The sequence below is a fragment of the Pseudomonas sp. CFBP13509 genome (genome assembly GCF_005233485.1).
GTDB classification, from domain to species: domain Bacteria; phylum Pseudomonadota; class Gammaproteobacteria; order Pseudomonadales; family Pseudomonadaceae; genus Aquipseudomonas; species Aquipseudomonas marginalis.
In genome coordinates this window covers 68,377-93,158 of the sequence record NZ_QGAA01000011.1, presented here as the reverse complement: position 1 = coordinate 93,158, position 24,782 = coordinate 68,377, and the positions used below count along the sequence as shown (strand labels likewise).

Genomic DNA, 24,782 nt, shown 5'->3' with positions numbered 1-24,782 from the left:
TTGAAATTTTTATTTAATACCTGGACGAAAAAATAGCGGCTGAATGAATCAGCCTGGAATGCCAATACTCAAGGAACTGTTGACGTGGAATGAGGGTGAAGGCATCAAGATGCGCTTGGTGCCTTTTCCATCACCCTCTATGAAATATCAGAACGCGTAGGTGGCCGACACGCTCACCACATCGCCCGACGACTCCGCCTTGCCATTCAGGCTTGCGCCACCCAGGCGATCGACGTTTTGAGTCTTGAGCTTGACCTCTTGCACGAACTGGTGGGAATAGGCCAAGTCAAGACTGAGGCCCTTGATTGCTTTCACATCGTAACCAGCCCCCAACGACAGGAATGTACGGTCGCCATCCGGGATTCGCGGGTCGCGGGTCGAATTGCGTGTAGGTGTCTGGTCAAGGGCTACACCTGCACGCAAGGTCAACTCATCGGTCAAGCGGTAGTCACCGCCGAGGGAGTACATCCAGGTGTTCTTGTAGTTGTAGGGAATGGACACAATGGTGGTGCCACCGGACTCGAGCGTCAGGTCTTTGAAAGAGGACCACTCAGTCCAGGTCACACTGGCCCCCATCGTGAAGCGATCGTTGAACTGGTGTACCCAGTCCAGGCCGGCCGTGGCAGGAATGTCCAGTTGGACACTGGCATGGGCGCCGTCCGGTGCCAGCTCTAACCCTGGATAAGCGGTATTCACCAACGTACCGCTACCGCCAAACGGACTTGGCTGGGTCATCAGGTTGTAGGAAAACTGATCGGCGTAAATATTATATTTGCCGGTCATCTTGTTCTTGATCTTGGCGTGGTAATTCAAGCCAAGGGTGTCTCGCTCCGTGGGTTTCCAAACAATGCCGGTAAACCAGCCCGCTGAAATGTTGTCGACCTTCACACGCATCAAGGCACTGCCGACATCAGACGGAAAATTGATCCCGCCCAGCACGGAATCGGACACCGCGGCGGCAGACAACAAGTCCACGTTTTGACTGACGAAGCCCTTGCTGTGTTGCACGATCACGCCACCGCCGATAGAAAATTGATCATTCACCTTAAAGGACAGGGATCCGGTCAATCCTACGGTTTCAATTTTGGTGTCCACTGCAAAGTCGCGCAGTTTCGAGTCCTGATCCCAAGTGGAGCGCATACCCTGCGGCACTACCTGGCTCAGGCCGAAAGCGAACCGATCCCCCAGGGGCATGACCATGAAACCGGTTGGCAACCAGGCAGTGAACCCGCCTTGGCCGCCGTCGTTGTTATTCACCGTGGTCGATGCGACGTCGGGAAAACCATTGGCGTCCAAGGGCGTATTGGAAATCGGGTTGCCTGCATAATCAGAGGCGTCACCTTTGTACTTGATCTTGATGCGGGCGTAGTCGACGGTAAATTGCGCCACGTTGTGTTCGACAAACGCCATGGCCGCCGGGTTGTTGTACGCGGAACTGGGATCGTTCTTGAACAACGAGCCACCGGCAAATGCCCGGCCCCAACCGGGTGCGCCGTAGGTCGGTGTTGAAAAACCGCCGGCCTGTGCAGGCGCGTTCACCATCGCCCCGCCTATCAGTGCCAGCCCCAGCAAAACCTGCACGTGTTGTTTCTTATTATTCATGCGGCACTCCTTATTGTTATTTCTCTGAGCCGGCCCCGCCGGTTCGTTTTGCTTCCGGCAGTTCACAAACTGGCGCCCGATCGAGGCGCCAGTCTTTCAACAGGTGATCAGCCCGGTGTGTCAGTTGCCCATCAAGGCACGATGGTAAATGTCGGGCTTGGGGTAACGCTGAGGCTCACCACGGTGCAGCTACCACTCAGGGTCTGGTTGGAGGCGGTCAGTACACCACCGCTGTAGCCCACGGTGATGGTGGACGGACCGCAATTGGACGCCGGATACAGAACCGACGCGGCGATGGTGTAACCAACGTTGCTGACCGAGCCCGCAGCGGCACCGGTGGCGGTCAAGGTCCATGGCAGACCGGTGATTTTCGGCAGCGCACAAAGACCACCGCCGGTCACCGCCACACCGGTGATTTTTGCCACACCGCTGGCATCGACGTTCCCGGTAAAAGTTGCGCCGCAGTTAACAGTGGCCTGGAACGACGATGGCGACTTCACCGAAATGGTGCCTGGCGCAGTGAAGCTCGAGTTCACCGGGGTGATGCTATAGGCATTGGCCATCGACGCAGCACCCATGCAAACAGCCAAAGCAGACAACGATACGAGGGTTTTCAAGCTTTTCATTGTTTTTCCTCACATGTTATGGCGAGTCATTTCGCCAGGGGGGTAATGGCCATGAACGAGAGGTCACGGTGAAACTGCAGAACTTCCCTTTCCAGCCAAATTTCAATTCAATTACCGAAGCACGTTACTCAACAACTTTGAAGTTCGGCGGCATCTTGATCGACACCGTCTTGATCTTGCAGTCTTCGCCAATCGGTACATTGGCGGCTTCCAACTTGCCGGTGGCGTTATCCCAGGTGCCATCGGCGGTGGAAGGCCCGCACTTGCCGCCCAGGCCGAAAGCGTGAACATCGACACTGATCTTCGACATGGAACCGCTCCTGGTATCTTTGGCGACCAGGATCCACGGCAAGTTGATGGCTTCGACGCGACTGCACTTGAGGCCGCCGTCGAATTCGACTTTGTCGACATTGACCGAGGAACCGTCCGCAGCGACCTTGCCGGCCACCTTGATGGTGCAATCGGCGCTGATCAGCGCGCCTTTGGAGAAGCTGATCGGGCCCTGGGCGGTAAAGGCGCTGCCCGCCGGTTCGATACGCGCGGCCTGGGCCTGGTGATAGGTGATCAGGCCCAGCACGGCCAATACGATATGGGTGGTGAACTTGGCAGGTGTTTGCATGGTGTACGTCCTTCCCTTTCATTATTTTTTTTCGGGTCAAAGCACTTTCTCGGGGCGATAAAATCCTGCGCGGCAATCAGGCCCCGAGCACACAACAAAACTAAGTGTTACTTCAGATCAAAACGGCTTGGCACTGCCGCTGTACTTCTCCAGGTACTTCAAACGCTGTGAAGGTTGAAGATTGGTCAGGGTGATATCCCCGGCATAATGATTAAGGACTCGATGATCCATGCGCCGCCGCCACAAGTACGGTACATACGCCCAGACAATCATGCTCGCGTAACCATAAGGCAGTTGCGGCGACTCATCGAAGTGGCGCAACGACTGATAACTGCGCGTCGGGTTGGCGTGATGATCGGAGTGCCGCTGCAGTTGGAACAGAAAGATATTGGTGACAATCCGATTACTGTTCCAGGAGTGCCGAGGCGAACACCGTTCATAACGACCGTTGGGCAACTTCTGGCGTTTAAGGCCGTAGTGCTCTACATAGTTCACCACTTCCAGCAACGAGAAGCCGTAGATGCCCTGGATAACCAGGAACGGAATCACCGCTGCCCCGAGCCAGGCAATCATCGCGCCCCACAACACCACGCTGTACATCCAGGCACTGAGCACAGCGTTTTTCCAATGCCAGGCCGGCAGGCCGAGTTTGCGCAGGCGCTCGCGCTCCAGGTTCCAGGCCGAGTGTGCGCTGAACCACACCGAACGCGGCAGGAAAGCCCAGAAGCTCTCGCCCAGCCGCGAGCTGGCGGGGTCCTCCGGCGTGGCAACACGTACGTGATGGCCACGATTGTGTTCGGTGTAGAAGTGCCCGTAGAAGGTCGGCGCCAGGGTGACCTTGGCGAGGAACACTTCCAGGGCATTGGGCTTGTGCCCCAGTTCATGGGCCGTGTTGATCGCGATACCGGTGGCAGCCCCCGTGGACATGGCCATGCCCAGGTAGGTAAACCAGCTTGGCTGGCCATGCAGTTGCGCACGCTCAGTGATGTAACCGGCGGCGTTGGCCAGCCAGCTGGAAGGTTCAAGGTTGGCGGTAGCGTGCAGCAGGCCGCCCCGGATGATCCAGTCGATGCCGCCGGCGGCCAGCCATCCGGTAATCACCACCGACGAGATGACGAACAGCACACCGGTGTAGACGATCCAGCGGTAGTAGCGTTGGGATTCCAGGTGGTTGACGGCGGATTCGGGCGGGTTACTGATGTCTTCGCCGAGCAGCCCGTCGATCAGGGGGATCAGGCCAAAGATCACCAGTACGCCGATCCACCACAGTTGCTGGATGCCGGTGGCAATGGCGAGTGCGCCGGACAACAGAGGGGTGGCCAATGGCAGGATGCCCAACCACCACAGGTGGCGCTTGCCGTCGGTCCAAACGCTTGGCGCTGCCAGAGTCCGGTTCATGGCAGCCTCCTTGGCAGGCAGGCGGAAAACAGGTTCAGGGAGCGCTGGGTGCTCCGGGAAATCAACCATGCGATAAAAGACGTTTTTTTCATTTTTATTCGCTCTTAGGCATTTCAAAAATCATTTCAAAATAAATATTGAAATATTTTTTTAAATAAATAGCGCGGAATCGTTAGGTCGTCAACTACTTTTTCGAGGCCTTTTTTACGTGACTGGACAGTCTGTTTTTCAGCTGTTTGGTCAGGTCTCTAGGGCAGGCATTTGCGACGTTCGACCCGGCGATGAGGGCCACGATTATTTGTTCGCCAAGGCAAAGGGCGGATGCAGGACCGTGGCCGTTTCCACCGGGCGCACGCGCTTGGCCACGTGCAGCACGGCCTCGACCACCCGCGCCGTGGCGGTGATCGGCAGCATGTGGCCGCGCCCTTCCACCACTTGCAGCTTGAGGCCGGGCACTTTATCGGCGAGGGCCTGGCCATGCCGGCGGTAGTCCAGCACCTTGTCCTGCGCGCCATAGATCAGGCCGATGGGCAGGGCCAGTTGGGGGTAGCGCTTGACCATCCCGGGCAGGCAGTCGTTGACCAGCGCAATCTCGCTGGAGGCGGCGTAAAAGTTGTCGGGGCGCATACCCAGCAAGCCGCCGCCCCGGGTGGCGAAATCCTCGGGAGCGGCGTCCGGCGCAAACACGCCCTTGACCACCGAACGTCGAGTCAACAGGCCCATGGGCACGGTGAGGGTATTGGCCACAAAACGTCGCAACCACGCCGGTCGCACCGCCAGCGACCAGAACACCAGCGGCAACCTGGGTTGGGGATGGGTCAACGGTGCCACCAGCACCAGGCCCGATACAGCCTCAGGATGATCGAGGGCCAAGGCCAGGGAAATCGCGCCGCCGAGGGAATGCCCGAGCACCAAGGGTTTGTCCAGGCCAAGCTGGTTGATGAAGGCCGCGACTTGCCGCGCCTGGGCCGGCAAGTCCGCAGCGGTACCTTTATGCCGCGTGGAATACCCCGACCCGGGACGGTCGAGGGTGATCACCCGAAAGTGCTCACGCAACTGGCGGGACAAGGCATAGGTCAGGTTGCGACTGCTGCCCATCAGCCCGTGAATCATCACCAGGGGCGGGCCCTCGCCCTCTTCCACATAATGAAAGCGCTCGCCATTCACCTCCACGAAGCGCCCGTTGATCGGAACAGCGGCTTCGATGCGCCGTGTCATCCAGGCGCTGAAACCCCATAGCACCGCACTTGCCCCCACCAGCACACCTGCAGCAGTCACCCATTGCACAGCCATAGCTCGTCCTCGGCTTCCCTGTGACCGGCGACCTGACCGGAATTGATCAAGGCCTCGGCCAACGTCCACACCCTGGACCTGAACGGCGTGCGTACCACGCTCGTCCGTCGGACAAGTCGCACATAAGGCACAAGGTCCTAGCGTAGGCGCTATTTTCAGGTAGATTATTTAAAATCTTTTTTAAAATAATTAATTCAATTTTTCTTTGCAATGGTGTTCTATCTAAAAGACACAACAAAAACAGGAGCACATCCGATGCCCATGAAGGACCGCCTATGAATGCCCACAGTGATTCCATCGACATCGCCATCATCGGTTCGGGTTTTGCCGGCCTGTGCATGGCCATCAAACTCAAGGAAGCGGGGCTCACCGACTTCTTTATCGCCGAGCAGGCCGACACCCTCGGCGGCACCTGGCGGGACAACCATTACCCCGGTTGCGCCTGCGATGTGCAGTCCCACGTGTATTCGTTTTCCTTTGCACCCAACCCGGACTGGACTCGGCAGTTCGCGCCGCAAGCGGAAATCCGCGCCTACCTGGAAGACTGCGCGGTGCGCTTCGGATTGGCGCCCTACCTGCGTTTCGGCATGGGCCTAAAGCGCGCGGTGTTCGATGAACAGCTACAACGCTGGCAGTTGAGTTTCAGCGATGGCCGCCACGTCAGTGCGCGGGTGCTGGTGTCGGGCATGGGCGCCCTGGCACGCCCGGCGCTGCCGGAGATTCCGGGGCTGGAAACCTTCAAGGGCAAGCGCTTCCACTCCCAGCAGTGGGATCACGCATACGCCTTGAAGGGCAAGCGCGTGGCGGTGATCGGCACAGGGGCCAGTGCCATCCAGTTCGTGCCGCAGATTGCGCCGCAGGTGGCGCACCTGGATCTGTTCCAGCGCACTCCACCGTGGATCATGCCCAAGCCCGACCGCGGGATTTCAGCGTTCGAACGCTGGCTGTTCAGACACCTGCCTGTTACCCAGCGCCTGGTGCGTGGCGCCTTCTACTGGGCACTGGAAGGCCGTGTGCTGGGATTTGCGCTGCATCCGCAGCTGATGAAAATGGTGCAGAAAGTCGCCCTGCGCCACCTTCGCAAACAAGTGCCGCGCCCTTCCCTGCGCAAGGCCCTGACGCCGGACTACACCATTGGCTGCAAGCGTGTGCTGATCTCCAATGACTACTACCCGGCGCTGTCGCGCAGCAATGTCGAGGTGGTGACCGACAACATCCTGCGCATCGAAGCCGACGGCGTGATCACCGCCGACGGGATCAAGCACCCGGCCGATTGCCTGATCTTCGGCACCGGTTTCCAGGCCACCGACCCGCTGCCCCGCGACTGCATCATCGGTCGCGACGGCGTTGACCTGATGGACACCTGGCGCGACGGCGCCCACGCCTACAAGGGCACCACGGTGCCAGGCTATCCCAATCTGTTTTTGATCATCGGGCCCAACACCGGCCTGGGCCATAACTCGATGATCCTGATGATCGAGGCGCAGGTGACCTACATCCTCGACGCGCTCAGGCAGATGCAGCGCCATCGCATCGCCACGGTGGACGTCAAACCCGCAGTGGAGAGCGCCTACAACCAGCACCTGCAAGACCAGCTCAAACGCACCATCTGGAACACCGGCGGGTGCCAGAGCTGGTACCTCGACCCACGCACCGGCAAGAACACCACCCTGTGGCCCGGCTCGACCTGGCGTTTCAAGCAGGTGACCCGGCAGTTTGCGCTCAAGGACTACGTGGCCGGCCTGGGGCCGGTCAATGCCCCTACCCGGCCGATGCCGACGCCCCATTCCACCGCAGAAGGTAGCCTGTCATGAAGTCATTCAACGGCCGCGTGGCGGCGATTACCGGCGCGGCATCCGGCATGGGTCGTGCATTGGCCCTGGCACTCGCGCGCGAAGGTTGCCACCTGGCACTGGCGGACAAAAACGCCCAAGGCCTGGAGCAGACCCTGGCACTGATCAAGACCTCAACCCTGGCGCCGGTGACGATTACCACCCAGGTCCTGGATGTGTCCGACCGCCAGGCCATGGAGGCTTGGGCGGCGCGCTGCGTGGCCGAGCATGGCCAGGTCAACCTGGTGTTCAACAACGCCGGCGTGGCCCTGTCGAGTACGGTCGAAGGCGTGGACTACGCCGACCTGGAGTGGATCGTCGGCATCAACTTCTGGGGCGTGGTCCACGGCACCAAGGCGTTCCTGCCGCACCTCAAGGCCAGCGGCGACGGCCATGTGATCAACACGTCCAGCGTGTTCGGCCTGTTTGCCCAGCCCGGCATGAGCGGTTACAACGCGACCAAATTCGCCGTGCGCGGCTTTACCGAAGCCCTGCGCCAGGAGCTGGACCTGCAACGCTGCGGCGTCTCGGCCACCTGCGTGCACCCCGGCGGCATCCGCACCGATATCTGTCGCAGCAGCCGCATCGACGCGAACATGACCGGCTTCCTGATCCACAGCGAACAGCAGGCCCGCGCCGACTTCGAAAAACTCTTCATCACCGATGCCGACCAGGCCGCCAAGGTGATCCTGCAAGGCGTGCGCAAAAACAAGCGTCGCGTGCTGATAGGCCGCGACGCGTATTTCCTCGACCTGCTCGCCCGTTGCCTGCCGGCGGCCTATCAAGCGCTGGTGGTGCTGGCCAGCAAGCGCATGGCCCCCAAGCAACGCAGGCCAGTGTTTGAAACCAACGACGAGCCCCGTCTCTGAACAGGAGCACGAATCATGTTGCCGATCCGCCGCGACCTCCATTTCGCCCTGCCCGCCGAACGCATCACCGACTGGCACGAACAGGGCCCGTTCATCACGCATTTCTTCAATGCCTTGTCGCTGCTGTTCCCCCAGGGCGAGCTGTTTTTCATGGACAGCGTGCGTCACTACCGCCAACGCGTCGACGATCCGGCGCTAAAGAAACAGATCCAGGGATTTATCGGCCAGGAGGCCATGCACAGCCGCGAACATGTGGCCTATAACGACCTGATGCAAGCAGCCGGGCTTCCGGCGCACACCCTGGACCGTCGGCTTAAATTCATTCTCGATCTGCAGAAGAAACACTTCGCACCGTCGTTCAACCTGGCGATCACCATTGCCCTTGAGCACTACACGGCGATGCTCGCGGAAATCCTCCTGAGTGACCCGTCGCGCTTTGGCGATTCGCTCAGGGGCTACCAGCAGATGTGGTATTGGCACGCCCTGGAAGAGACCGAACACAAGGCCGTGGCCTTTGATGTGTGGAACACGGTGATCAAACCCGGGCCCAAGCGTTACCTGCTGCGCACCGGAACCATGCTGACAACTACGGTGTTTTTCTGGCTGGTGGTGCTGGATTTTCATGTGCGGCTGTTGATTGCCGACCGCAAGGCGGGTGGGCACCTCAAAGGCTTCTGGCGCATGTTGAAATTTCTTTATGGCCCCAAGGGCGTCTTCCCACGCATGCTGCGGCCGTGGTTGCACTACTTCAAACCCGGCTTTCACCCCTGGGATCACGACAACCGTGCACGCCTGGCGGGTATCGATCGCTTGGTCGAGGAGATCGAACAAACCCAACGCGGCTACTAGACCTGCGCCATGGCCGCACGCTGGCGCACAAAGCTTTCCAACTGGTCCCCCGGCAGTGCCTTGCTGAAATACCAGCCCTGGATAATCAGCTCGGCGCCGGTGTTCAAGAAGGCCAACTGCTCGGCGGTCTCAACGCCCTCCACCACCACGCCCAGGTTCAGCGCTTCGCAGAAACGCAGCATGCCGGTCAGGACCTGGGCGCCCTTGGGATCGTGCTGCGCCACCACAAAACTGCGATCGATCTTGATGAAGTCCACCGGGAACTGGTGCAGGTAACTCAAGGCCGAAAACCCGGTGCCGAAATCATCGATATAGACCTTGGCGCCGATGCCCTGCAGTTTCTGGATGTTCTGGCGCGTGGCAGGGATATCGCTGACCAGCGCGTCTTCGGTGATCTCCACCGATACCTGGCCATGGGCCTGGGCGAGGATCTCCACCAGGCGCTCGCCGTGGGCGGCGTCGGTCAGGGTGGCGCTGGAAATATTGATGGTCATCGGCAGGGTAAAGCCGAGTTTCTGCCATTTCTGGTATTGGCGAATCGCCTGGGATGCCACCCACATATCCACGTCCGGCATCAACCGCGCCTGGGCCAGCCATTGCAGGAACTCCCACGGTGAATGCACCGTACCCTGGGCATCGCGGGCGCGCATCAGCGCTTCGCAGCCAGTACACAGCCCGGTGCGGGTCGAGACCTGGGGCTGGTATTCAAGATAGAACTCATAATCGCTGATCTGCTGGATGCGATTCAGTTCATTGGCCTGGCGCGCCAGGGCCTTGTGGGAAGCCAGGACCGGGTCCAGTTCGCGCAGCCGGCCTTTTTCTTCCAGGCCGCGGAAGGTCATGTCCAGGGACTTGAGGTACACCGTGCCACCTTCGGCAGCCTGGCGATGAATCGCGCGCACATAGGGTGCATACACCAGCGTGCCCAGGCCCAGGAGCGTCACTTGCAGCGCGACTGCCGCCAGGTCGCCATGAGTACTCAGGTAGGCATTGAGCAACACCGGTGCGGTAAACGGGACGCTGGCCACCGCCGGGGATACCCAGCCCAGTTGCACCACGGTAAGCGCCACCGTTGCGTTCAGCGCAGGCACCAGTAGAAACGGAATGAACAGACGCGGGTTGAGGATGATCGGCAGGCCGAACAGCAGGACTTCACTGACGTTGAACAGCGAGAGCGGCAAACTCGCCACGGCCACCAGGCGCATGGACTGGCTCTTGGAAAACAGCAGGATTGCGATCAACAAACACAACGCACCGCCCGAACCACCGATAAAGGCAAAGCTGCCCAACAGGCCACCGTTCAGCACATACCTGATTGGCTCGCCCGCTGCCAACGCGGCGCCGTTGAGCACCACGGCCTGGTCCAGCACATCAAACAGCGGTTGCATGGCATAGACGCCGTGAACCCCGAAAAACCACAACAGCGAGTTCATCAGGGTGACAAACAAACCGCTGCAGTAGGGCGATTCCAGCGCATCGAGCACCTGGGGGCCCTGCAACTGCGCCACATAGGGTATCTGCAACAACAAGGACAGCGCTGCCACCAGCGCCAGGGCGGTAATGGCCCCTGGCACCACCATATTGATCGTGCCTCGCAGGTTGTGCCCCACCAGGTCTTCGTTGACCAGGCGCGTCCAGCGAAAACGGTGCAGCCAGGCCAAGGCCGGTACATTCAGCAGCGGCGAGGCAATAGCAATAAACAGCAGGAAGGTGGCCGATGCCCGGGGATATTCCCGCAGGATAAACGTCGCCAAGACCACATGGGCCAGGCACAGGAACGCCACCGGCAATTGCGGCAGGCGGTGCTGGATCGCCAGCATGTAGCCAATGGAGGCGGCCACCAGCCACGGGATCACCGAACTGATCTGATTGTGCAACCCCGCCAGGAAGCTCACCACCTGCGGGCTGCAGCCCAACACCCGAGCGCATTCGGACAGGATCAGAAAGGCCGCCGACACCAGCAGGCACGGCAAGATCCACAGCAGCCCTTCGCGGATCGCTCGCAACGAATCGGCACTGGCCAAAGCGGCCAGGCGCTGGGTAAAGAAAAGTTTGAACAGCGTTTGCGCCATGACCCATCCCTCTGCCCATCGCCCGCTGCCCTTGGAAAGCAGGGTCGGAAGCACCGGGGCTAACGCTACACGTCCTGGCACCGGGAGCGAAAGTCCTTTGCCATGGGTATCGGTGAATTTCCAGCAATGAGTGACAGTCAAAGCCGGGCATCTCCAATAATTTAATTTTCTGATCTGGACCGGTCCTGGAATCTGCTTCAATACCCGTTATCCGTGTTGCTTATGCACACACGGCTTGCCTCGCGCCAGAAACCGAGGCCTGGTCCCACCTGATTTGGAGCACGCCCTTGTCACCTCCCGGCGATAACCACCAGCTCGCGCTGGATCGATTCCTGAACGAACATCCCGATGTGGCTGCCGAACTGAACACCCTGAACCCACTGGCCGCTCAGGCCAAGGGTGAAACCCTGGCACAGTACCGCGCCGAACGGCTGCATGAAGCCTTCGAGGCAGAAGCAGAACGCCAGGGTTTGTTTGCCTGGGAGCTGACCCTCAGGCTGACCAGCCAGTCCCCTGCTGACTTCGAGGCGCGGCGCCTGGAAGTACACAAGGAAGTTGCCCAGATGGCCGGCTTGAGTTGGACCGAATACTGCCAACTGCATGATTTGGCTGATTGACACGCCCACTACACAAACCAGTAGCGCCGTCGTCTATTCATCGCTTCGCACAACTCCTCGACGGCAATGGTTCGGCACTCAGGGTCCAGGGCCAGCGCAGAACGCAATGCCGGCCAACACCGCCGAGGCAATTGCCGAGGCCTGGACAATGGCTGATCCGACTGATGCTCGCCGGGGCGCCGTCCCTGGGCGAGCTCATAGATTACGCAGGCGGCGCCATACAAGTCGGCCCTGGCGGAGATGTTTCCCCCGGCCACCAGTTCCGGCGCCGCATACCCGGGCGTCCAAGCCTTAAAGCGACTGCGACTCAAGGTGGGCAGCCCCGCAGCCTGCTCCGCCTCGGCATGGCCCAGGCCGAAATCGAACAGCCGCACTCCCTGCTCGCCCAGCATGATATTGGCCGGTTTCACATCGCCATGCAGAACGCCCTGCCTGTGGGCATAAGCCAGTGCATCCAACAGTTGCAGGGCGATGGGTTGCAACTCCCGCCACGGCAATCCATACGGGCACTCCGAGAGGATGCGGTCAAGGGTCCTGCCCTGCAGCAATTCCATGGTGAAGAACGCAACCTGACGCGGAGTATCGACCTCGAAAGCGTACGTTCTGACCACGTGATCGTGCCGCAGGCTCCGGGTCAGGGCAAACTCGCTGTACAGCAATACATGGCCGTCGGAAGATTCGGCAAGCGTATCGCCCAACAACTTGAGAGCCACCCACGCGTTGGGCTCGCCGAACGCCTCGTGCAGCATATCCCGGGCTCGGTAGACCACTCCCATGCCACCGCTGCCCAATAGCCGATCCAGCTGATAGCGCCCCGCAAGCAGTTTCGGCGGGCCGGCGACCTCGCTCATGGCTGGACTACCACGGCCGTCAGGTCATCCTGGGCCGCCCCCCGTAGCACGTCGGAAAACAACCGATCCACTACCTGGCGGGGCGGCCCCACACTCAGGGCGCTGCCCAACTCGCCATGGCTGAGCCCCTGATACAAACCATCGCTGCACAATAAAAACACATCCCCAGGTTGGGTAATGAACTCCAGCACCGCCAGGCTCAATGGCTGCCGACCACCAATGGCACGGGTCAGCGCCCTGGCATCCGGATGCGCCAGGGCCTGTTCCAGGCTCAACTGCTGCTTGTCCATCAGTTGCTGCCACAGGGAATGGTCCCGCGACAGTTGGTACAAACGTCGTCCCCGCCAAAGATAGCAACGGCTGTCCCCGACCCAGATGCAGGCTGCGCGATTACCCTCCAGCAGCAACGCAACCACGGTGCTGCCCATGATGCCGTGGGCAGCTTGTTCCGTCGTGGCTTGCCCCATTTGACGGTCGAGCCATCGCAAGCAGCGTCGTATGGCATCGATCCGTTCGTCAAAGCTGCCTTGGTCGGGCAACGAAGCCAGGCTGCTGATGACCCAGTGGCTGGCCAAATCCCCAGCCAGATGCCCACCCATTCCGTCCGCTACCGCCCAACAACCGCGCCGGGGGCAGTCGAGGAACGCATCCTCATTGCGCGCGCGTGTCTTGCCTCGCGCCGTTCGCCCGGCGCTGCACCCATCGGCATGCACATGCCTCACAGTTGCTCCGGCAAACGGAAGGTGCGCCAGTTCGCCATCTGAAAAGGACCAGGGTTGCGATGGCTGTTGAGCAGGAAGGTGGCACGCGTGCCAGCGAGCTCAGCCTTGAGCAGCCGAGAACCCCGGCCACTCCCAGGCTCACTTTGCATCAGCTCGAAAAACCGGAACAACGACCAGGGACCAGCGTTTTTTTCCATACCCAGCGGCCGCTCCGCCCCCCGCTCCAGCACCAGGCTGCTACGGCCATCGTCCGCCTCGCCTGGCCACTGGAAAGCCATGGGCACGATCGGGCCATGGCGGTATTCAAGGTGTTGATCACCAATGCTCAGGATCGCTCGGCTAACCGCCTGGTCCAGGCTATAGGGGGCCAGCGTGAAGCGAACCGCCCACTCCCCCTGGTCCTCAGTAAAAAACCCCTGGCGAATCACCTGGGCCTTCGTCAGCTGGTCCAGCAATGAGCGCGACAGCGCCAGGCTACGGCCATCCAGGCCGCGTAGACGATAGCGACCGGACTCGGCACTGACAAAGGCCCGCAGGTAGCTTTCATAAAAGCGCGCCATGCCACCCCGCGGCTTGAAAAAGTCCTGGAAATCGCCAAGGGCAACATCACTCTCGGACCGTGGGTTGAATGGGTACCGACGCTGGATCGCCTTGGCGTAAAAGCCATAGACCTCACTTTGGTAACGCTGATTTATATACACATAGGCATCATCGAGCAGCAGCCGCCAACTGTCATCGGCAATGCCTTCAAACCACCCCTTGACCGGCAACGGCAGGCGCCCGGCAGCATCCCGCAGATTCCCCAGCAATGGCTGCTGCCCTTCCATTCGTTGCCTGGCCATCATGAATGCCGCCTGCCCTGGGGTAGCTTCGCGGTTAAGGGCCGCCAGTTGCAGATGCCATTCATCGAGCAGCCGCAACGCCTGCGTCAGTTCAGCTCCAGGGTTCTGATCCGCGTCCAGCAATTGGTGCAGGTGCTCGAACCGACGCTGCAGTGCACGCCGGGCAGAATCAGGCTTTGCCTGCCCATGCAACGGGCTGGACAACACGCTGGAAGCGCTGGTCTCGAGCTCGCCGGCGGGCGGGCTCAAGGCCTCAAGGGGGTCGTTGGTCGACAGCAGGCGTGTGTTTTCCCGAACCTGTCGCAACAGCTGCACCAACGGCGACTGCGCTGACGCCAGGCTGGCAAGCCCGTCAGCATGCTGGCTCAGGCTGTCACTTTCCTGCAGGCGCACCTGGCCGATGGCTTGGCTCCAGGTGTCGGCGTACTCACTGAAATAACGCTGCTCGAGCTCCAGCATCAATTGGCGCAAATCCAGGCTGCTGAGGTCTGCGTCCTCCCCAAGTACCCAGTTGTCCTGAGCAATGGCATTCACCAGCCGAGAGCCCTGCCTTTCGAAATACTGCACATACCGCCGGGTATAGAAGCCGGGGATGGGCTGCTCGATCGCTGCGAACCCCCTCCCCTCGGCCAGGCGCAAGGGCTCAAGGTCACGCGCCTGGTCACGCAGCGCCCGATAGACCACGCCCGCCAACGATTCGCCGCGCAGTTCCTGGCGGGCCTCGGCGACCAGCTCAACGTTCAAGGGCATCGCGAAAGGGCGCTCAAGCAGCCGTGCAAAATGTGCATTCAATCGTTTCTGCACCGAAGCATCACCGGCATAGCGCACAGCCCAATGAACGGCCACGCGTTGCGCCAGCCAAACCTTATCGCGCCGCTCGCGAAGACTGAGCATCAGGTAAGCCCGCAGGATGTCCAAAAGCCCCTCGCGGTCGCCAAGGCTGGCCCGTACCTGTTCTTCAAGCATCGTAGATACCAGCGGCAACAACTGCTGGTGCAGCAAGTCTTCATAGGCACTGACCAACAGTGGCCGACTCGCCTCCCCTTGATACAAGCCGCCCCGCTCCACCGCACGGGCATCCGCCAACGCTGGAAACACTTGGGTCGCAGCCAGGCGGTCGTCCAGCACACGCAGGAGCACCAGGGTATCGTCCAGACCGGGTGACGCGGGCGGCTGTGGCTTGAGCAGTTGCGCCAGTTGCACCAGCCGCTGGTGATTGATCGAATAACTGTGTGCCCACAGCCACCCCGCCGCGACAATGACCAGGGAGGCGGCCAACCCCAGCAACCCTTGGTGTCGACGGATACGCTGTCGTTCCGGAGTCTGCAGCCCGGCGAGATTGGCCTCGGCAAAAATCACCCGGTTGAACAGGCCCTGGACGAAGTAGGAACGCCTGTCGGCAGTCTGCGCACTCGTCAGGTAAAAGCCACGCAATCCGTTAATACGCTGAAAGCGATGAGAGGAGAACGCAGACTCCACAAACAGGCACAAACGTTCACCGATTTGCGCAGCCTGCCGAGGAAAATCGAGCATCAGCCCGCGACGTTCGATATCGCGTTCCTGATGCAAACGCGCAATCAGCTCTGCTCCAAGGCGTTGCAGAAACGCCTCAAACGCTTCGCGAACCTGGATGATCGCGGTACCGGCCGGACCTGTTGCCACGGGTTCTCCGAGCAGGGCTTCGGCGCCGTCGCCCTGGGACGCATCAAAGAACTCGACAAAGCCCGGCAACCGGTCAGCCTGGGTCAATACCAGATAGATCGGCACATCCACATGCAGCATCTGCTGTACGTCCTGCAACCGGGTGTGCACGTGGCGCGCATGCAGGTCCAGGTCGCGATCATTGCTGCCAAGCAGCGTCTCCACCGCCAGCGTCACCACCACGCCATTGAGCGGGCGAGCCCTGCGCCGCAATCTGAGCTGGTCCAGAAACGTCGCCCAACCGGCCCCATCCACGGCACTGTCGGGTTGGGCCAGGTAGCGCCCTGCGCTCTCGACAAGGACAGCTTCGTCGGCGAGATACCAATCAAAATACTGGGTTGCGCCCGGTGCCATCGCTTCCTCCCGATCCAGTGGGAACTGCGATCCGCAGGCGGCCAGCAGACAGGTTCTGCCGCTGCCCTGCTGGCCGAGCAACAGATACCACGGCAAGTCGTTGCGCCAACGCTCATTGCGCTCGCCATAACGACGGGAGGTTTTCAGTGTGTGCAACGCCTCCTTGAAACGCCCCCGCACCTGCCTCCGCTCTTCGTCAATCAACCCCTTGCGTTGGTGGCGCTCCTGGTGCTCGCGCCGATTCAATCGTGCGGTACGGCGTGAGTCGACCATGACCATCGCTAACCCCCACAGCAGGAATAACCCGCTAATGGTCAACAGACGAGCTGGAGCGCCCTGCCAGAAACGATGGTCGTCCACCGCCAGCAATGGCCCGAAAAACCACACCAGCAACGCACTGGCGAACACCACAAACAGGCTCCAGACCCAAGTCTTGCGCAGCGCCGTGCCCACGCCCTTGAAGAATGCGTTCATTCATTGCTCCCAGCGTTACAACGGCGACCGTGTCTGATCCGACGCCAAAGATTGAAAAGGTTGCAGCACCGCCATGCGTTCATTGCCCAATGCCCAGGCAAAGCCCAGGTACATGGCCAGCAAACAGGCGAGCGTGAAGACGACGACCCCGGCAGGGGAAAAGATGCGCAGCCCGGCACCCGGTGCCTGTGCTGCGGCAGCGGGCACAGACATCGGCGGGCGCTCACCGCGCACATGCCGGATCTGTCGATACAAGCCATCTCGTACCGCTTCCAACTGCGGCCCGCCCCGCTCCATGACGCGGTATTTACCTTCAAACCCCAGTGACAGGCACAGGTACATCAACTCCAGCATTGCCAGGTTCTTGACGGGGTCGCGGGATAAGCGCTCCAGCAGTTGGAAGAATTTTTCGCCACCGAAGGTTTCGTTGTGAAAGCGGCTCAACAGGCTGGATTTCGACCAGTCACTGCGACTGCCCCACGGGGTAGTGACCACGGCTTCGTCAATAACGCTGCACAGCACATAGCGCGCCGACATGACCTGCCTGTCCTCTGCACCCTGGTGCAAGGCATACGCTTCAAACGCCGTGATCCCCGACGACAACCGATCATTGAGGGCCTGCAAGCTTTCCCGGCCGGAACTGCGCTTGAGTCGAACGACCTGCGACAAGAGTTCCCAGGCGGAGGCCACCAGGACGTTGGGCCCGATCTTGAAACTCTGTGCCCCTTGCAGGCTGGCGGTGTAGATCATCCGGTCTTCCAACCGTTCGAAGCGCGGTGGCGATGGGAAGTCCGTCACCGGCGCCCCTGCGGGCGCGCGACCATCGAGGTCAAGCAGGATAGTTTTTTCGTCCTGCGGGTATTCGCTGTCCATTGTCATGGCATTCAGTTCCTGATGGCCCAGAAATTGAGTTTGAGTTCGGCAAACTCGCCACTGGCGTGGAAGGCAAAACCGCCCGATTGCTCCAGCTGCGTGATATCACGGGCACTGAGTTCGAGCATGAAATAGGTCTTGCCGGCATGGAACGGGATCTGTCGGGGCGCCACCGGCAGTGGCTTGACCTTGATGCCGGCCAGATGCAGATTGACCAGCTCGCGGATGCGCTCCACGGAGCCGATTTTCAAGTGCGCCGGAAGGCGGTGGCGCAGCTCCTCCGAATCGCACTGGGCAGTTGCCGCCAGAATGAATGTTGCGCTACCCAGCAGTTTGAGATCACTCACCGGACAGACCAGCACACCATACTGTCGCGGCTCCAACGGGAGCTCAGTGGCGTGTTGTTCCAGCACCAACGACAGCACGGTGCGAATGCCTTCCATCAACCCACGAAAACTCGCCCCCTGCTCACCATGCTGGTAACGAGTCTCCAGTTGCGCGCGTTTGTTGTCGGTGGCGAACGTCGACAACTCGCCGAGGATCGACAACAACTGCCTGTACAACACCTCCGGACGTACCTGGCTCTGACTCAGGAAGTGACGCAACACCAACTCGGTTCGATTGATCAGCTGCAGCATCAGGAAATCGCCGACCTGGGCCCCCTCCGATCCACCACCTCCCCGGATCCTCGCGGCGATCGCATCGCCTCGGGTGCCCAGCAGACTCAGCACTTCCTTGATACATGACGCGACATAGCCTGAGCCCTGCACATGGATAAACGCCGGTACGAAATCCGCGTCCAGCCGCACGCCGCCCTCGCGAGTCGAATCCAGCACCCGGGCAACCTGGAGTTTCACCTGCAACGTGTCACTGGTTTGCTCCCCTAACAGCAATCGCAGGTCCGGGCGTGCACAGTTGATCCGGCAAAGGGAATCAAAGCCAGCATTCGAATCAGTGATCTCCGCTTCGCAGCTTACGTAGCGCGCCAGCACATCACTGTGCTCCTGCTGGCGCACTTCAACCTGATTGCCGATGGCCAACGGCAACGCCAGGTAAATGGCTTGCCCACTGGTGTGGGCAGGAACCTGCAACACCAGTGGCTCCATTACGCTGCTCAGCTCGAACAAGCTGCCATCGGGAAATACACCGCTGGCCTGGTTGACGACTACCTTACCCAGGTTGAGGTACTGCACGTCGACGTCAAGGGTCAGGAATCCCCAACCATCAATGCCCAGCAAACGGGTACGGTTGAGTTGCTGGTGGTAGTAACGGTCGTTGTGCTGCAAGTGTTGGGGGCGCAGCAGCATGCCCTCCTGCCACACGACTTTATGAACCTGCATGTCTATCCTCCGACCTCCGGGCTTGAGGGGTAACGACGCGAACCCCGGACTCGTCGAGCATCAGCTCGACACGCGTCAGGCGCTGCCGGGCGACGGGCAGCACAAGCCGCCATTGCACATGGGGAAGGTCCCGGTAGGCAGCCACCACCCCGACATAACGACTCTGTGGTTCGACACTGAGCTTCAGCGCCAACCGCTCACCGGGGCGCAGCTCCAACTCCTCGCTGTTGACCCAGTCCTTGGGCAGCGCCTGCTCCGCGCGGCTATAGAGGGTGAAGAAATCAGCGTTTTCGAAAGCCACCGGGTGCCGCAGCTCCAGCAGGCGCACCACGATGGGAGACGGGCGACCGTGAAGATCGCGGTTGACGCCTTCGCTGGCGCTCAACGCCAGGTCCAGCTTGGTCAGGGTTGAATACGGTGAGACGCTGGCACACCCGGTCAGCAAGCCGAGTACAAACAGCATTGACAGAACGGCAGCTCGATACATGACAGTCATCCCGGATAAGCCGCATGCAGCGTGGCGACCAGGCGCACCTGCTCCGCGTAGGCTTTGGAAAATTCGTTACGCAACAGCTGCTCGCCCAAGGGTTGCTCGTCGATAAGGTGTCGGTAATGGCGCTGGTAGGCCCGCCAGTGGGCTCCATCGGTAGAGAACCTGGCCGGCATGTCCTGGCGCTCGAAGCACAGCAATAGATGGCTTGGTGCAAATGCCTCCACAGCGCCACGTATTGCAGCACGGCAAGCCACGACCAAGGCCAGCTGGTGGATTTGCATTTCCCGGAATGCCTGGGCGACCGCTACCTCTGCAGGCAGCGGGCCCGGCTCAGCGAGGCCCAACAGTGAGGCCAGGGCAGACGGGGTATCGGTGCAATCCTTCAAGGGGTTGTGACTCTTAATGGCAGGCACGGTCCAACCGAGGTTCAACTCGCCGTTCAGCTCATCGCGAGTACGCAGACTCTGCTGCAGCCCTTCGATGGTTTGCCTGAACAGGCCAGCCACCTTGATCGCCAGGGCTTCGCATGCCTGGGTATCGAGCGTATCCAGGGGCACGCCCATCGCGTCCGCGAACTGCGACCAGAATGGGGCACGACTGGCTGCAGTCACCTGGGCGGGTTGAGTCGAGGCCTCTTCCGTTACTGGCTCGGCCCATCTCGGCACGATCAAGTGATCCCGTTCCAGGGGGCAGTGGGACAGTGCGCAGGCCGCCCTCGCAGCCGAGAGTTTCAGCGCCTCCGGATCCCCGGGTGAGCTGCCATGCACCTGCTCGGTATCGAGTGCGTGCAAGGGGTCAAGCACCAAAAACGCGTCATCCGGAATCGTATCGTTGCCGAAAAACATCTGCCGGCCATTTTGTCTCCCGGGCGCCACAAGTCGTGCACGGATATCCACTGGCCCCAGTTGGTAGACATCACCCTCGCTGATCAGTCGTGCCTGCCCCTTGCACAAACGCTCCGCGCTGCCCGACACGCCAATGCCATTGCTGCTGATGTCGGTAAAAAAATACTGGCCATCCCGGTAACTGACCAGGCCATGATGACTGGAGAGCAAGCGACTGGCGTCGGGGATGACCCAGTCACAGCCGATCCCGCGGCCGATCACGCCGCCGACGCCGTCGAATGTCTTACAGGATGCAGGCTCACCGCTTCCGGTATTGCACACCTCTAACACTAGTTGCATGACAAGGCTCCGCTGTTCAATCGCTGCGACGTGTCGCCTGGGGGTCACCCAGCGGACGGTAGTCAGCGTCATCAAAAACGTAATTGGCGTTGCAGCCGCTCAACAAGCACAGGACAAGCCCCCAGGCTTTCCAAGTACGAAGTGGCATCAGGTATCTCCAATGAAAGTAAGGCCGGCGGCGAAGAGTGGAAGCCATACGTGCACCATTCAGCATCCCCCTCGGACATCGCCGCCAGGGATGTTCAAGCGTGTAAGTCGGTAAAGCAGGGTGCGGCGTGCGAGCCCCAACTCACGTGCCGTACGGGTCCGGTTGCCACGGTTCTTGTGCAGGCAGTCGATCAGGAATACCCGTTCAACCCGCTCCAGGCGCTGGCGCAACGTCGCGCCGACGGCTGCAGGGGTCGACCCGGGCGCCAGGGACAGGTGTTCAGGCAGCACCACTGCGTCGTCACACAGCAGTACCGCGCGCTCCACCAGACATTTGAGTTCACGGACATTCCCGGGAAAAGCGTGGCACGACAGTTGATCCAAGGCCGCAGCAGACCACTCCACCGGCGAGAGCCCCAGCGCAGCGCAGGCCGATTGCGAGAACTGTCGCGCCAACAGCAGCACATCTGCGTCGCGTTCGCGCAAGGCCGGCAATTCGATCGGGAACTGCGCCAGTCGGTAGTACAGGTCCTCGCGAAAACTACCCTCCGCCACCATTGCAGCCAGATCACGATGGGTCGCTGCGATAATTCGCACATCGACCTTATGGGCCGCATCGGCTCCCAACGGGCGAACCTCGCCTTCCTGCAACACCCGCAGCAGCTTGGCCTGGAGTGACAGCGGCATATCGCCGATTTCGTCGAGGAGCAACGTGCCGCCATCGGCGGCGTCAAATAGCCCCGCATGGTTACGTTCGGCGCCTGTAAAGGCGCCCCTGCGATAACCGAATAGCTCACTCTCCAGCAGACCCTCGGGAAAGGCCGCACAGTTCTGCACCACAAAGGCTTTGCTACGGCGCGCCCCGGCAGCATGGATGGCCCGTGCCACCACCTCCTTGCCGGTTCCGGTCTCCCCGCGCAGCAGCACCGTGCAGGGCGCATTCAGCACCTTGCCGATCAGCCGGTAGGTTTCTTCCATGGCTGCGCTGTTGCCGATCAGCCCATACTTCATACGCGCCGAGGGTAGACAAGGCCTGGCCTGGGAGCCGTTGTGCGGCGGACGCACACGTCGCAACAGCGCCAGTTGACTCAAGGCGAAGCTTGCCAGTTGGCTTAACGATGGTCCGTAGTCCAGGAGCAATTTCGGCCGCTGGCTGGCGCACAGCAATAGACCGGCAACGGCCTTGTGGCGACCGAACAGCGGCAGGCATATCAACGAGTGCCAGGGCGTAGCTGTCGCGGGTAGAAAACCGCTTTCGTACACACTGTCGTCCAGGTTCTCCACGCTCAGGATGCTGGGATGGCCGAGCACGTGACGCAACAGTTGCTGATGCTGAAAGTCGGCGCCGCAAGCACCCTCGCCGAGGGGCAATGCGCCAGGCAAATACTGGGCAATCAAGTCGAGCCGACCCGTGACCTCGTCCCGCCAATATAACTGGCCGAGTTCGCATTCACTCAGTTGCGCAGCCGCGGCAACACACAGGCCTGGCAGCGTTGTCTCGTCACCCTCAATGCCCATTCGGGTGAACCAGGCCAACAACGTCTCGGCGTATGCCAGGGGCTGGGGTAAAGGGGCAAGCACATCGTTCATCATTGGCTGAACTCACAGATCGGCAGCCCGTCACCATCCAGGCAGGCGTGGGCCCGCGACAGCGGCTCACCCGTCGCCACCGCCCCAAGCAGTCGATCGACCATCTGCGGCAACAGGTGGATCTCGATCCATTGGTCGATGTACCGCGCTCCGCTGTCGCTATGGACGCACCGCTCAGCCATATGCGTGACCAGTTCGGTCGTATAGCTCAAGGCCAGCTTGCGGGACTGCAACCTTCGCCCAAGACGGTCAAGCTTGAGTCTTGCCAGGTCATGCAACACAGCGCCCATCAACGGGTAATAGGGCACGACTCGCATGCGGGCGAGCAGTGCCGGTTTGAAATAGTCGCGCAGCAGAGGGTGAATTGCGTCCTGCAGCACCTGGGTGCCAGGTCGTCGGCCGCCTGCACATAAGTCGATAATGCAATCGCTGCCCAGGTTGGAAGTCATCAGGATCAGCGTATTGCGAAAATCGATTTCCCGGCCTTCGCCATCATTGACCAGCCCCTTGTCGAAGATCTGATAGAACAGGTTCAACACCTCCGGGTCGGCCTTTTCGACTTCGTCGAGCAGCACCACCGAATAGGGGCGCCGGCGCACGGCTTCCGTCAGCACCCCGCCCTCTCCATAGCCGACATAACCGGGAGGTGCGCCAATCAGCCGAGACAGGGCGTGTTTTTCCTGAAACTCCGACATGTTGAGGGTGGTGACAAAACGTTCGCCGCCATACAGCAAATCACCCAGGGCCAGCGCCGTTTCGGTCTTGCCCACACCACTTGGGCCCACCAACAGAAACACACCGACCGGCGCATCGGCCTTGTTCAGTCCGGCAGCCACCGCGCGCAGGTTGCGGTCAAGCGCCTGTATGGCAGGTTCCTGGCCGAGAATGCGCGACCGCAGCGCATCGGCAACCCCCAGCACCGATGCACTGTGCTCAAGGGACAGTTGTTCAACCGGAATGCCCGTCCAGGTACTGATGACCTCTGCCACCAGGCGAGGGCATACGCGCACCGGCTCCTCCAGTGCGCGCTGTGCAAGCCAGCGCTGCTGCCGATGTTGACGTTCGCTCTCGACAGCCGCCAAGCGCAGGCCCAGCGCTTGCGCAGACTGCTCATCAACTGGCAGCCCCGCATCCCTGTCTCGATTCAGTGCCTCGCGCTGGCGCGAGCCTTCAGCCTGTTCGGTACACAGGCGTTCCAATGCCTCGGGCACCGTCAACTGGTTGATGCGCGCACGTGCGCAGGCGGTGTCCAGCACATCCACGGCCTTATCGGGCAACTGACGCCCTGCCAGGTAGCGGGCGCTCATCTGCGCCGCCGCGACGACGGCATCGTCACGTATATGCACGCCATGGCTGGATTCGTAGGCCGGAACCAGCCCGCGCAGGATCGAAGTCGCCTGTTCAACGCTGGGCTCGCCAACCAGCACAGGCTGGAAACGCCGCGCCAAGGCCGGGTCTTTTTCAAAGTATTTCTTGTATTCGCCCCAAGTCGTAGCCGCGACGGTCCGCAACTCACCGCGGGCCAGGGCCGGCTTGAGCAGGTTGGCGGCATCGCCGGCCCCCGCCCCCACCAGGGTATGCGCTTCATCGATAAACAGAATCACCGGTGTCGGCGCGGCATTCACCTCGTCAATCACGCCGTTGAGACGCCGCTCGAACTCGCCCTTGATGCTGGCACCGGCTTGCAGCAGTGCCATGTCCAGGGTCAGCACACGCACACCCTTGAGTGGCTCCGGCACCTGCGTGCTGGCGATGCGCAGGGCAAGGCCTTCGACAACCGCGGTCTTGCCCACCCCGGCCTCGCCGACAAGGATCGGATTGTTCTTGCGCCGCCGCATAAGGATGTCGATCAGTTGGCGGATCTCACCCTCGCGACACAGCACCGGGTCGATACGCCCTTCCTGGGCCTGGCGTGTCAGATCATGGGTAAAGCGCGCCAGCAGTGACTCGCCGCCTGCTGCCGGGCAGATGTCAGGCCCCTGGTCCAGCACAAACCCGTGTATACGCTGTGCATCCAAACGGCTCAACAACGCGTGATAGCCGGTGCCTGCGTGCTGCAGCGGGTGGCGCAACAACGCCAGTAACAGTGCACCGTGGTCCACGACGCTCTGGCGCAACTCCAGATGGGCAACCATCAACGCCTGTTGTAACCACTGCACGAGGGCCGGGGCGAACACCGGATTACGCGTGGCACTTGCCTGCCCCTTGGGCTGCAGCGTTGCTTGCAGCGTCTGCGCCTCGATCCCGGCGTCGGCCAAGGCTCGTATCAAAAGCCCCCTGGGACGTTCCAGCTGGGTCAGTAGCAGGTCTTCCACCAGGACCTCCCTGCCACCTCGCGTCACGCAACGTTCGGCCGAGCGCTCCAGGTCCTGACGGACTGCGGGCGTCAATGTCAGGATCAGCTGTTGCAGGTCTACATTCATCATGATCATTG

20 protein-coding genes are annotated in these 24,782 nt (G+C 60.9%); 4 read left to right on the top strand and 16 right to left on the bottom strand.

The genetic code is table 11. From position 1 onward, the window contains the following. Positions 1–147: 147 nt before the first annotated feature. The 5 genes from PspCFBP13509_RS19240 to PspCFBP13509_RS19220 form a co-directional block, all read right to left on the bottom strand. Positions 148–1,602 carry an outer membrane protein transport protein gene (locus PspCFBP13509_RS19240; protein ID WP_065927130.1) on the bottom strand — a complete coding sequence of 485 codons (1,455 nt, stop codon included), beginning with the start codon at positions 1,600–1,602 and terminating at the stop codon, positions 148–150. A 131-nt stretch (positions 1,603–1,733) separates the two neighbouring features. Then, the gene (praB, locus tag PspCFBP13509_RS19235) at positions 1,734–2,228 is read right to left on the bottom strand and encodes an alkane oxidation protein activator PraB (RefSeq protein WP_027608591.1); all 495 of its coding nucleotides are present in this window, start codon (positions 2,226–2,228) and stop codon (positions 1,734–1,736) included. Between the two features lie 124 nt (positions 2,229–2,352). Then, entirely contained in the window at positions 2,353–2,847 is a 495-nt protein-coding gene (gene praA / locus PspCFBP13509_RS19230; protein WP_065927131.1) for an alkane oxidation protein activator PraA, read from the bottom strand. 117 nt (positions 2,848–2,964) lie between these two features. Beyond that, positions 2,965–4,245 carry an alkane 1-monooxygenase gene (locus tag PspCFBP13509_RS19225; RefSeq protein ID WP_065948215.1) on the bottom strand — a complete coding sequence of 427 codons (1,281 nt, stop codon included), beginning with the start codon at positions 4,243–4,245 and terminating at the stop codon, positions 2,965–2,967. Positions 4,246–4,539: 294 nt separating this feature from the next. After that, on the bottom strand, positions 4,540–5,538 hold the full coding sequence (locus PspCFBP13509_RS19220) for an alpha/beta fold hydrolase (RefSeq protein WP_137212517.1): 999 nt from the start codon (positions 5,536–5,538) through the stop codon (positions 4,540–4,542). A gap of 275 nt (positions 5,539–5,813) precedes the next feature. Between PspCFBP13509_RS19220 and PspCFBP13509_RS19215 the strand changes: the two genes are divergently transcribed. The 3 genes from PspCFBP13509_RS19215 to PspCFBP13509_RS19205 are packed head-to-tail and all read left to right on the top strand — an operon-like array spanning position 5,814 to position 9,088. Then, positions 5,814–7,352: a flavin-containing monooxygenase gene (locus PspCFBP13509_RS19215; protein ID WP_137212516.1), complete on the top strand. Its 1,539-nt coding sequence runs from the start codon at positions 5,814–5,816 to the stop codon at positions 7,350–7,352. Next, positions 7,349–8,239, top strand: a complete 891-nt coding sequence (locus tag PspCFBP13509_RS19210) for an SDR family NAD(P)-dependent oxidoreductase (protein ID WP_065948212.1) — start codon at positions 7,349–7,351, stop codon at positions 8,237–8,239. Before PspCFBP13509_RS19215 ends, PspCFBP13509_RS19210 begins: the two co-directional genes overlap by 4 nt. Positions 8,240–8,254: 15 nt before the next feature. Beyond that, positions 8,255–9,088, top strand: a complete 834-nt coding sequence (locus tag PspCFBP13509_RS19205) for a metal-dependent hydrolase (protein WP_137212515.1) — start codon at positions 8,255–8,257, stop codon at positions 9,086–9,088. Here the strand turns inward: PspCFBP13509_RS19205 and PspCFBP13509_RS19200 are convergent. Further along, positions 9,085–11,160 carry an EAL domain-containing protein gene (locus PspCFBP13509_RS19200; RefSeq protein ID WP_137212514.1) on the bottom strand — a complete coding sequence of 692 codons (2,076 nt, stop codon included), beginning with the start codon at positions 11,158–11,160 and terminating at the stop codon, positions 9,085–9,087. The two genes, PspCFBP13509_RS19205 and PspCFBP13509_RS19200, sit on opposite strands and share 4 nt — an antisense overlap. A gap of 287 nt (positions 11,161–11,447) precedes the next feature. Between PspCFBP13509_RS19200 and PspCFBP13509_RS19195 the strand changes: the two genes are divergently transcribed. Then, a complete protein-coding gene (locus tag PspCFBP13509_RS19195) occupies positions 11,448–11,777 on the top strand; it encodes a DUF6388 family protein (protein ID WP_065927138.1) in 330 nt (109 codons plus the stop codon). Positions 11,778–11,785: 8 nt separating this feature from the next. Here PspCFBP13509_RS19195 and PspCFBP13509_RS19190 read toward each other — a convergent pair whose 3' ends face one another. From PspCFBP13509_RS19190 to PspCFBP13509_RS19145, 10 genes are read right to left on the bottom strand one after another with little or no spacing between them, the layout of a single operon-like run. Further along, on the bottom strand, positions 11,786–12,628 hold the full coding sequence (locus PspCFBP13509_RS19190) for a serine/threonine-protein kinase (protein ID WP_065927139.1): 843 nt from the start codon (positions 12,626–12,628) through the stop codon (positions 11,786–11,788). Further along, positions 12,625–13,341 carry a PP2C family protein-serine/threonine phosphatase gene (locus PspCFBP13509_RS19185; protein WP_074848182.1) on the bottom strand — a complete coding sequence of 239 codons (717 nt, stop codon included), beginning with the start codon at positions 13,339–13,341 and terminating at the stop codon, positions 12,625–12,627. The genes PspCFBP13509_RS19190 and PspCFBP13509_RS19185 overlap by 4 nt, the downstream gene beginning before the upstream one ends. A 5-nt stretch (positions 13,342–13,346) precedes the next feature. Next, positions 13,347–16,721, bottom strand: coding sequence for a type VI secretion system membrane subunit TssM (tssM, locus tag PspCFBP13509_RS19180; RefSeq protein WP_137212513.1), 3,375 nt, complete (start codon positions 16,719–16,721; stop codon positions 13,347–13,349). A 15-nt stretch (positions 16,722–16,736) separates the two neighbouring features. After that, positions 16,737–17,600, bottom strand: a complete 864-nt coding sequence (gene icmH / locus PspCFBP13509_RS19175; protein ID WP_137212512.1) for a type IVB secretion system protein IcmH/DotU — start codon at positions 17,598–17,600, stop codon at positions 16,737–16,739. Between the two features lie 5 nt (positions 17,601–17,605). After that, positions 17,606–18,934: a type VI secretion system baseplate subunit TssK gene (tssK, locus tag PspCFBP13509_RS19170; protein ID WP_065948209.1), complete on the bottom strand. Its 1,329-nt coding sequence runs from the start codon at positions 18,932–18,934 to the stop codon at positions 17,606–17,608. Next, a complete protein-coding gene (tssJ, locus tag PspCFBP13509_RS19165) occupies positions 18,921–19,421 on the bottom strand; it encodes a type VI secretion system lipoprotein TssJ (RefSeq protein ID WP_074846996.1) in 501 nt (166 codons plus the stop codon). The genes tssK and tssJ overlap by 14 nt, the downstream gene beginning before the upstream one ends. A 5-nt stretch (positions 19,422–19,426) precedes the next feature. Then, positions 19,427–20,611 (bottom strand): type VI secretion system-associated FHA domain protein TagH, encoded by a 1,185-nt coding sequence (tagH, locus tag PspCFBP13509_RS19160; protein WP_065927189.1) that lies wholly within the window; start codon positions 20,609–20,611, stop codon positions 19,427–19,429. 16 nt (positions 20,612–20,627) lie between these two features. Continuing rightward, the gene (locus PspCFBP13509_RS31785; protein ID WP_074846997.1) at positions 20,628–20,759 is read right to left on the bottom strand and encodes a type VI secretion protein; all 132 of its coding nucleotides are present in this window, start codon (positions 20,757–20,759) and stop codon (positions 20,628–20,630) included. 59 nt (positions 20,760–20,818) lie between these two features. Then, positions 20,819–22,351, bottom strand: coding sequence for a sigma-54 interaction domain-containing protein (locus PspCFBP13509_RS19150; RefSeq protein ID WP_137212511.1), 1,533 nt, complete (start codon positions 22,349–22,351; stop codon positions 20,819–20,821). Continuing rightward, complete coding sequence (locus tag PspCFBP13509_RS19145; protein ID WP_065927146.1) at positions 22,348–24,774, bottom strand: AAA family ATPase; 2,427 nt, start codon at positions 24,772–24,774, stop codon at positions 22,348–22,350. Before PspCFBP13509_RS19145 ends, PspCFBP13509_RS19150 begins: the two co-directional genes overlap by 4 nt. Between the last annotated feature and the right edge of the window lie 8 nt (positions 24,775–24,782).

What these genes read in the sequence shown, in the direction of transcription:
- PspCFBP13509_RS19240 (WP_065927130.1), bottom strand. Translation starts at nt 1,602, where the DNA reads ATGAATAATAAGAAACAACACGTGCAGGTTTTGCTGGGGCTGGCACTG.
- praB (WP_027608591.1), bottom strand. Translation starts at nt 2,228, where the DNA reads ATGAAAAGCTTGAAAACCCTCGTATCGTTGTCTGCTTTGGCTGTTTGC.
- praA (WP_065927131.1), bottom strand. Translation starts at nt 2,847, where the DNA reads ATGCAAACACCTGCCAAGTTCACCACCCATATCGTATTGGCCGTGCTG.
- PspCFBP13509_RS19225 (WP_065948215.1), bottom strand. Translation starts at nt 4,245, where the DNA reads ATGAACCGGACTCTGGCAGCGCCAAGCGTTTGGACCGACGGCAAGCGC.
- PspCFBP13509_RS19220 (WP_137212517.1), bottom strand. Translation starts at nt 5,538, where the DNA reads ATGGCTGTGCAATGGGTGACTGCTGCAGGTGTGCTGGTGGGGGCAAGT.
- PspCFBP13509_RS19215 (WP_137212516.1), top strand. Translation starts at nt 5,814, where the DNA reads ATGAATGCCCACAGTGATTCCATCGACATCGCCATCATCGGTTCGGGT.
- PspCFBP13509_RS19210 (WP_065948212.1), top strand. Translation starts at nt 7,349, where the DNA reads ATGAAGTCATTCAACGGCCGCGTGGCGGCGATTACCGGCGCGGCATCC.
- PspCFBP13509_RS19205 (WP_137212515.1), top strand. Translation starts at nt 8,255, where the DNA reads ATGTTGCCGATCCGCCGCGACCTCCATTTCGCCCTGCCCGCCGAACGC.
- PspCFBP13509_RS19200 (WP_137212514.1), bottom strand. Translation starts at nt 11,160, where the DNA reads ATGGCGCAAACGCTGTTCAAACTTTTCTTTACCCAGCGCCTGGCCGCT.
- PspCFBP13509_RS19190 (WP_065927139.1), bottom strand. Translation starts at nt 12,628, where the DNA reads ATGAGCGAGGTCGCCGGCCCGCCGAAACTGCTTGCGGGGCGCTATCAG.
- tssM (WP_137212513.1), bottom strand. Translation starts at nt 16,721, where the DNA reads ATGAACGCATTCTTCAAGGGCGTGGGCACGGCGCTGCGCAAGACTTGG.
- icmH (WP_137212512.1), bottom strand. Translation starts at nt 17,600, where the DNA reads ATGACAATGGACAGCGAATACCCGCAGGACGAAAAAACTATCCTGCTT.
- tssK (WP_065948209.1), bottom strand. Translation starts at nt 18,934, where the DNA reads ATGCAGGTTCATAAAGTCGTGTGGCAGGAGGGCATGCTGCTGCGCCCC.
- tssJ (WP_074846996.1), bottom strand. Translation starts at nt 19,421, where the DNA reads ATGTATCGAGCTGCCGTTCTGTCAATGCTGTTTGTACTCGGCTTGCTG.
- tagH (WP_065927189.1), bottom strand. Translation starts at nt 20,611, where the DNA reads ATGCAACTAGTGTTAGAGGTGTGCAATACCGGAAGCGGTGAGCCTGCA.
- PspCFBP13509_RS31785 (WP_074846997.1), bottom strand. Translation starts at nt 20,759, where the DNA reads ATGCCACTTCGTACTTGGAAAGCCTGGGGGCTTGTCCTGTGCTTGTTG.
- PspCFBP13509_RS19150 (WP_137212511.1), bottom strand. Translation starts at nt 22,351, where the DNA reads ATGATGAACGATGTGCTTGCCCCTTTACCCCAGCCCCTGGCATACGCC.
- PspCFBP13509_RS19145 (WP_065927146.1), bottom strand. Translation starts at nt 24,774, where the DNA reads ATGATGAATGTAGACCTGCAACAGCTGATCCTGACATTGACGCCCGCA.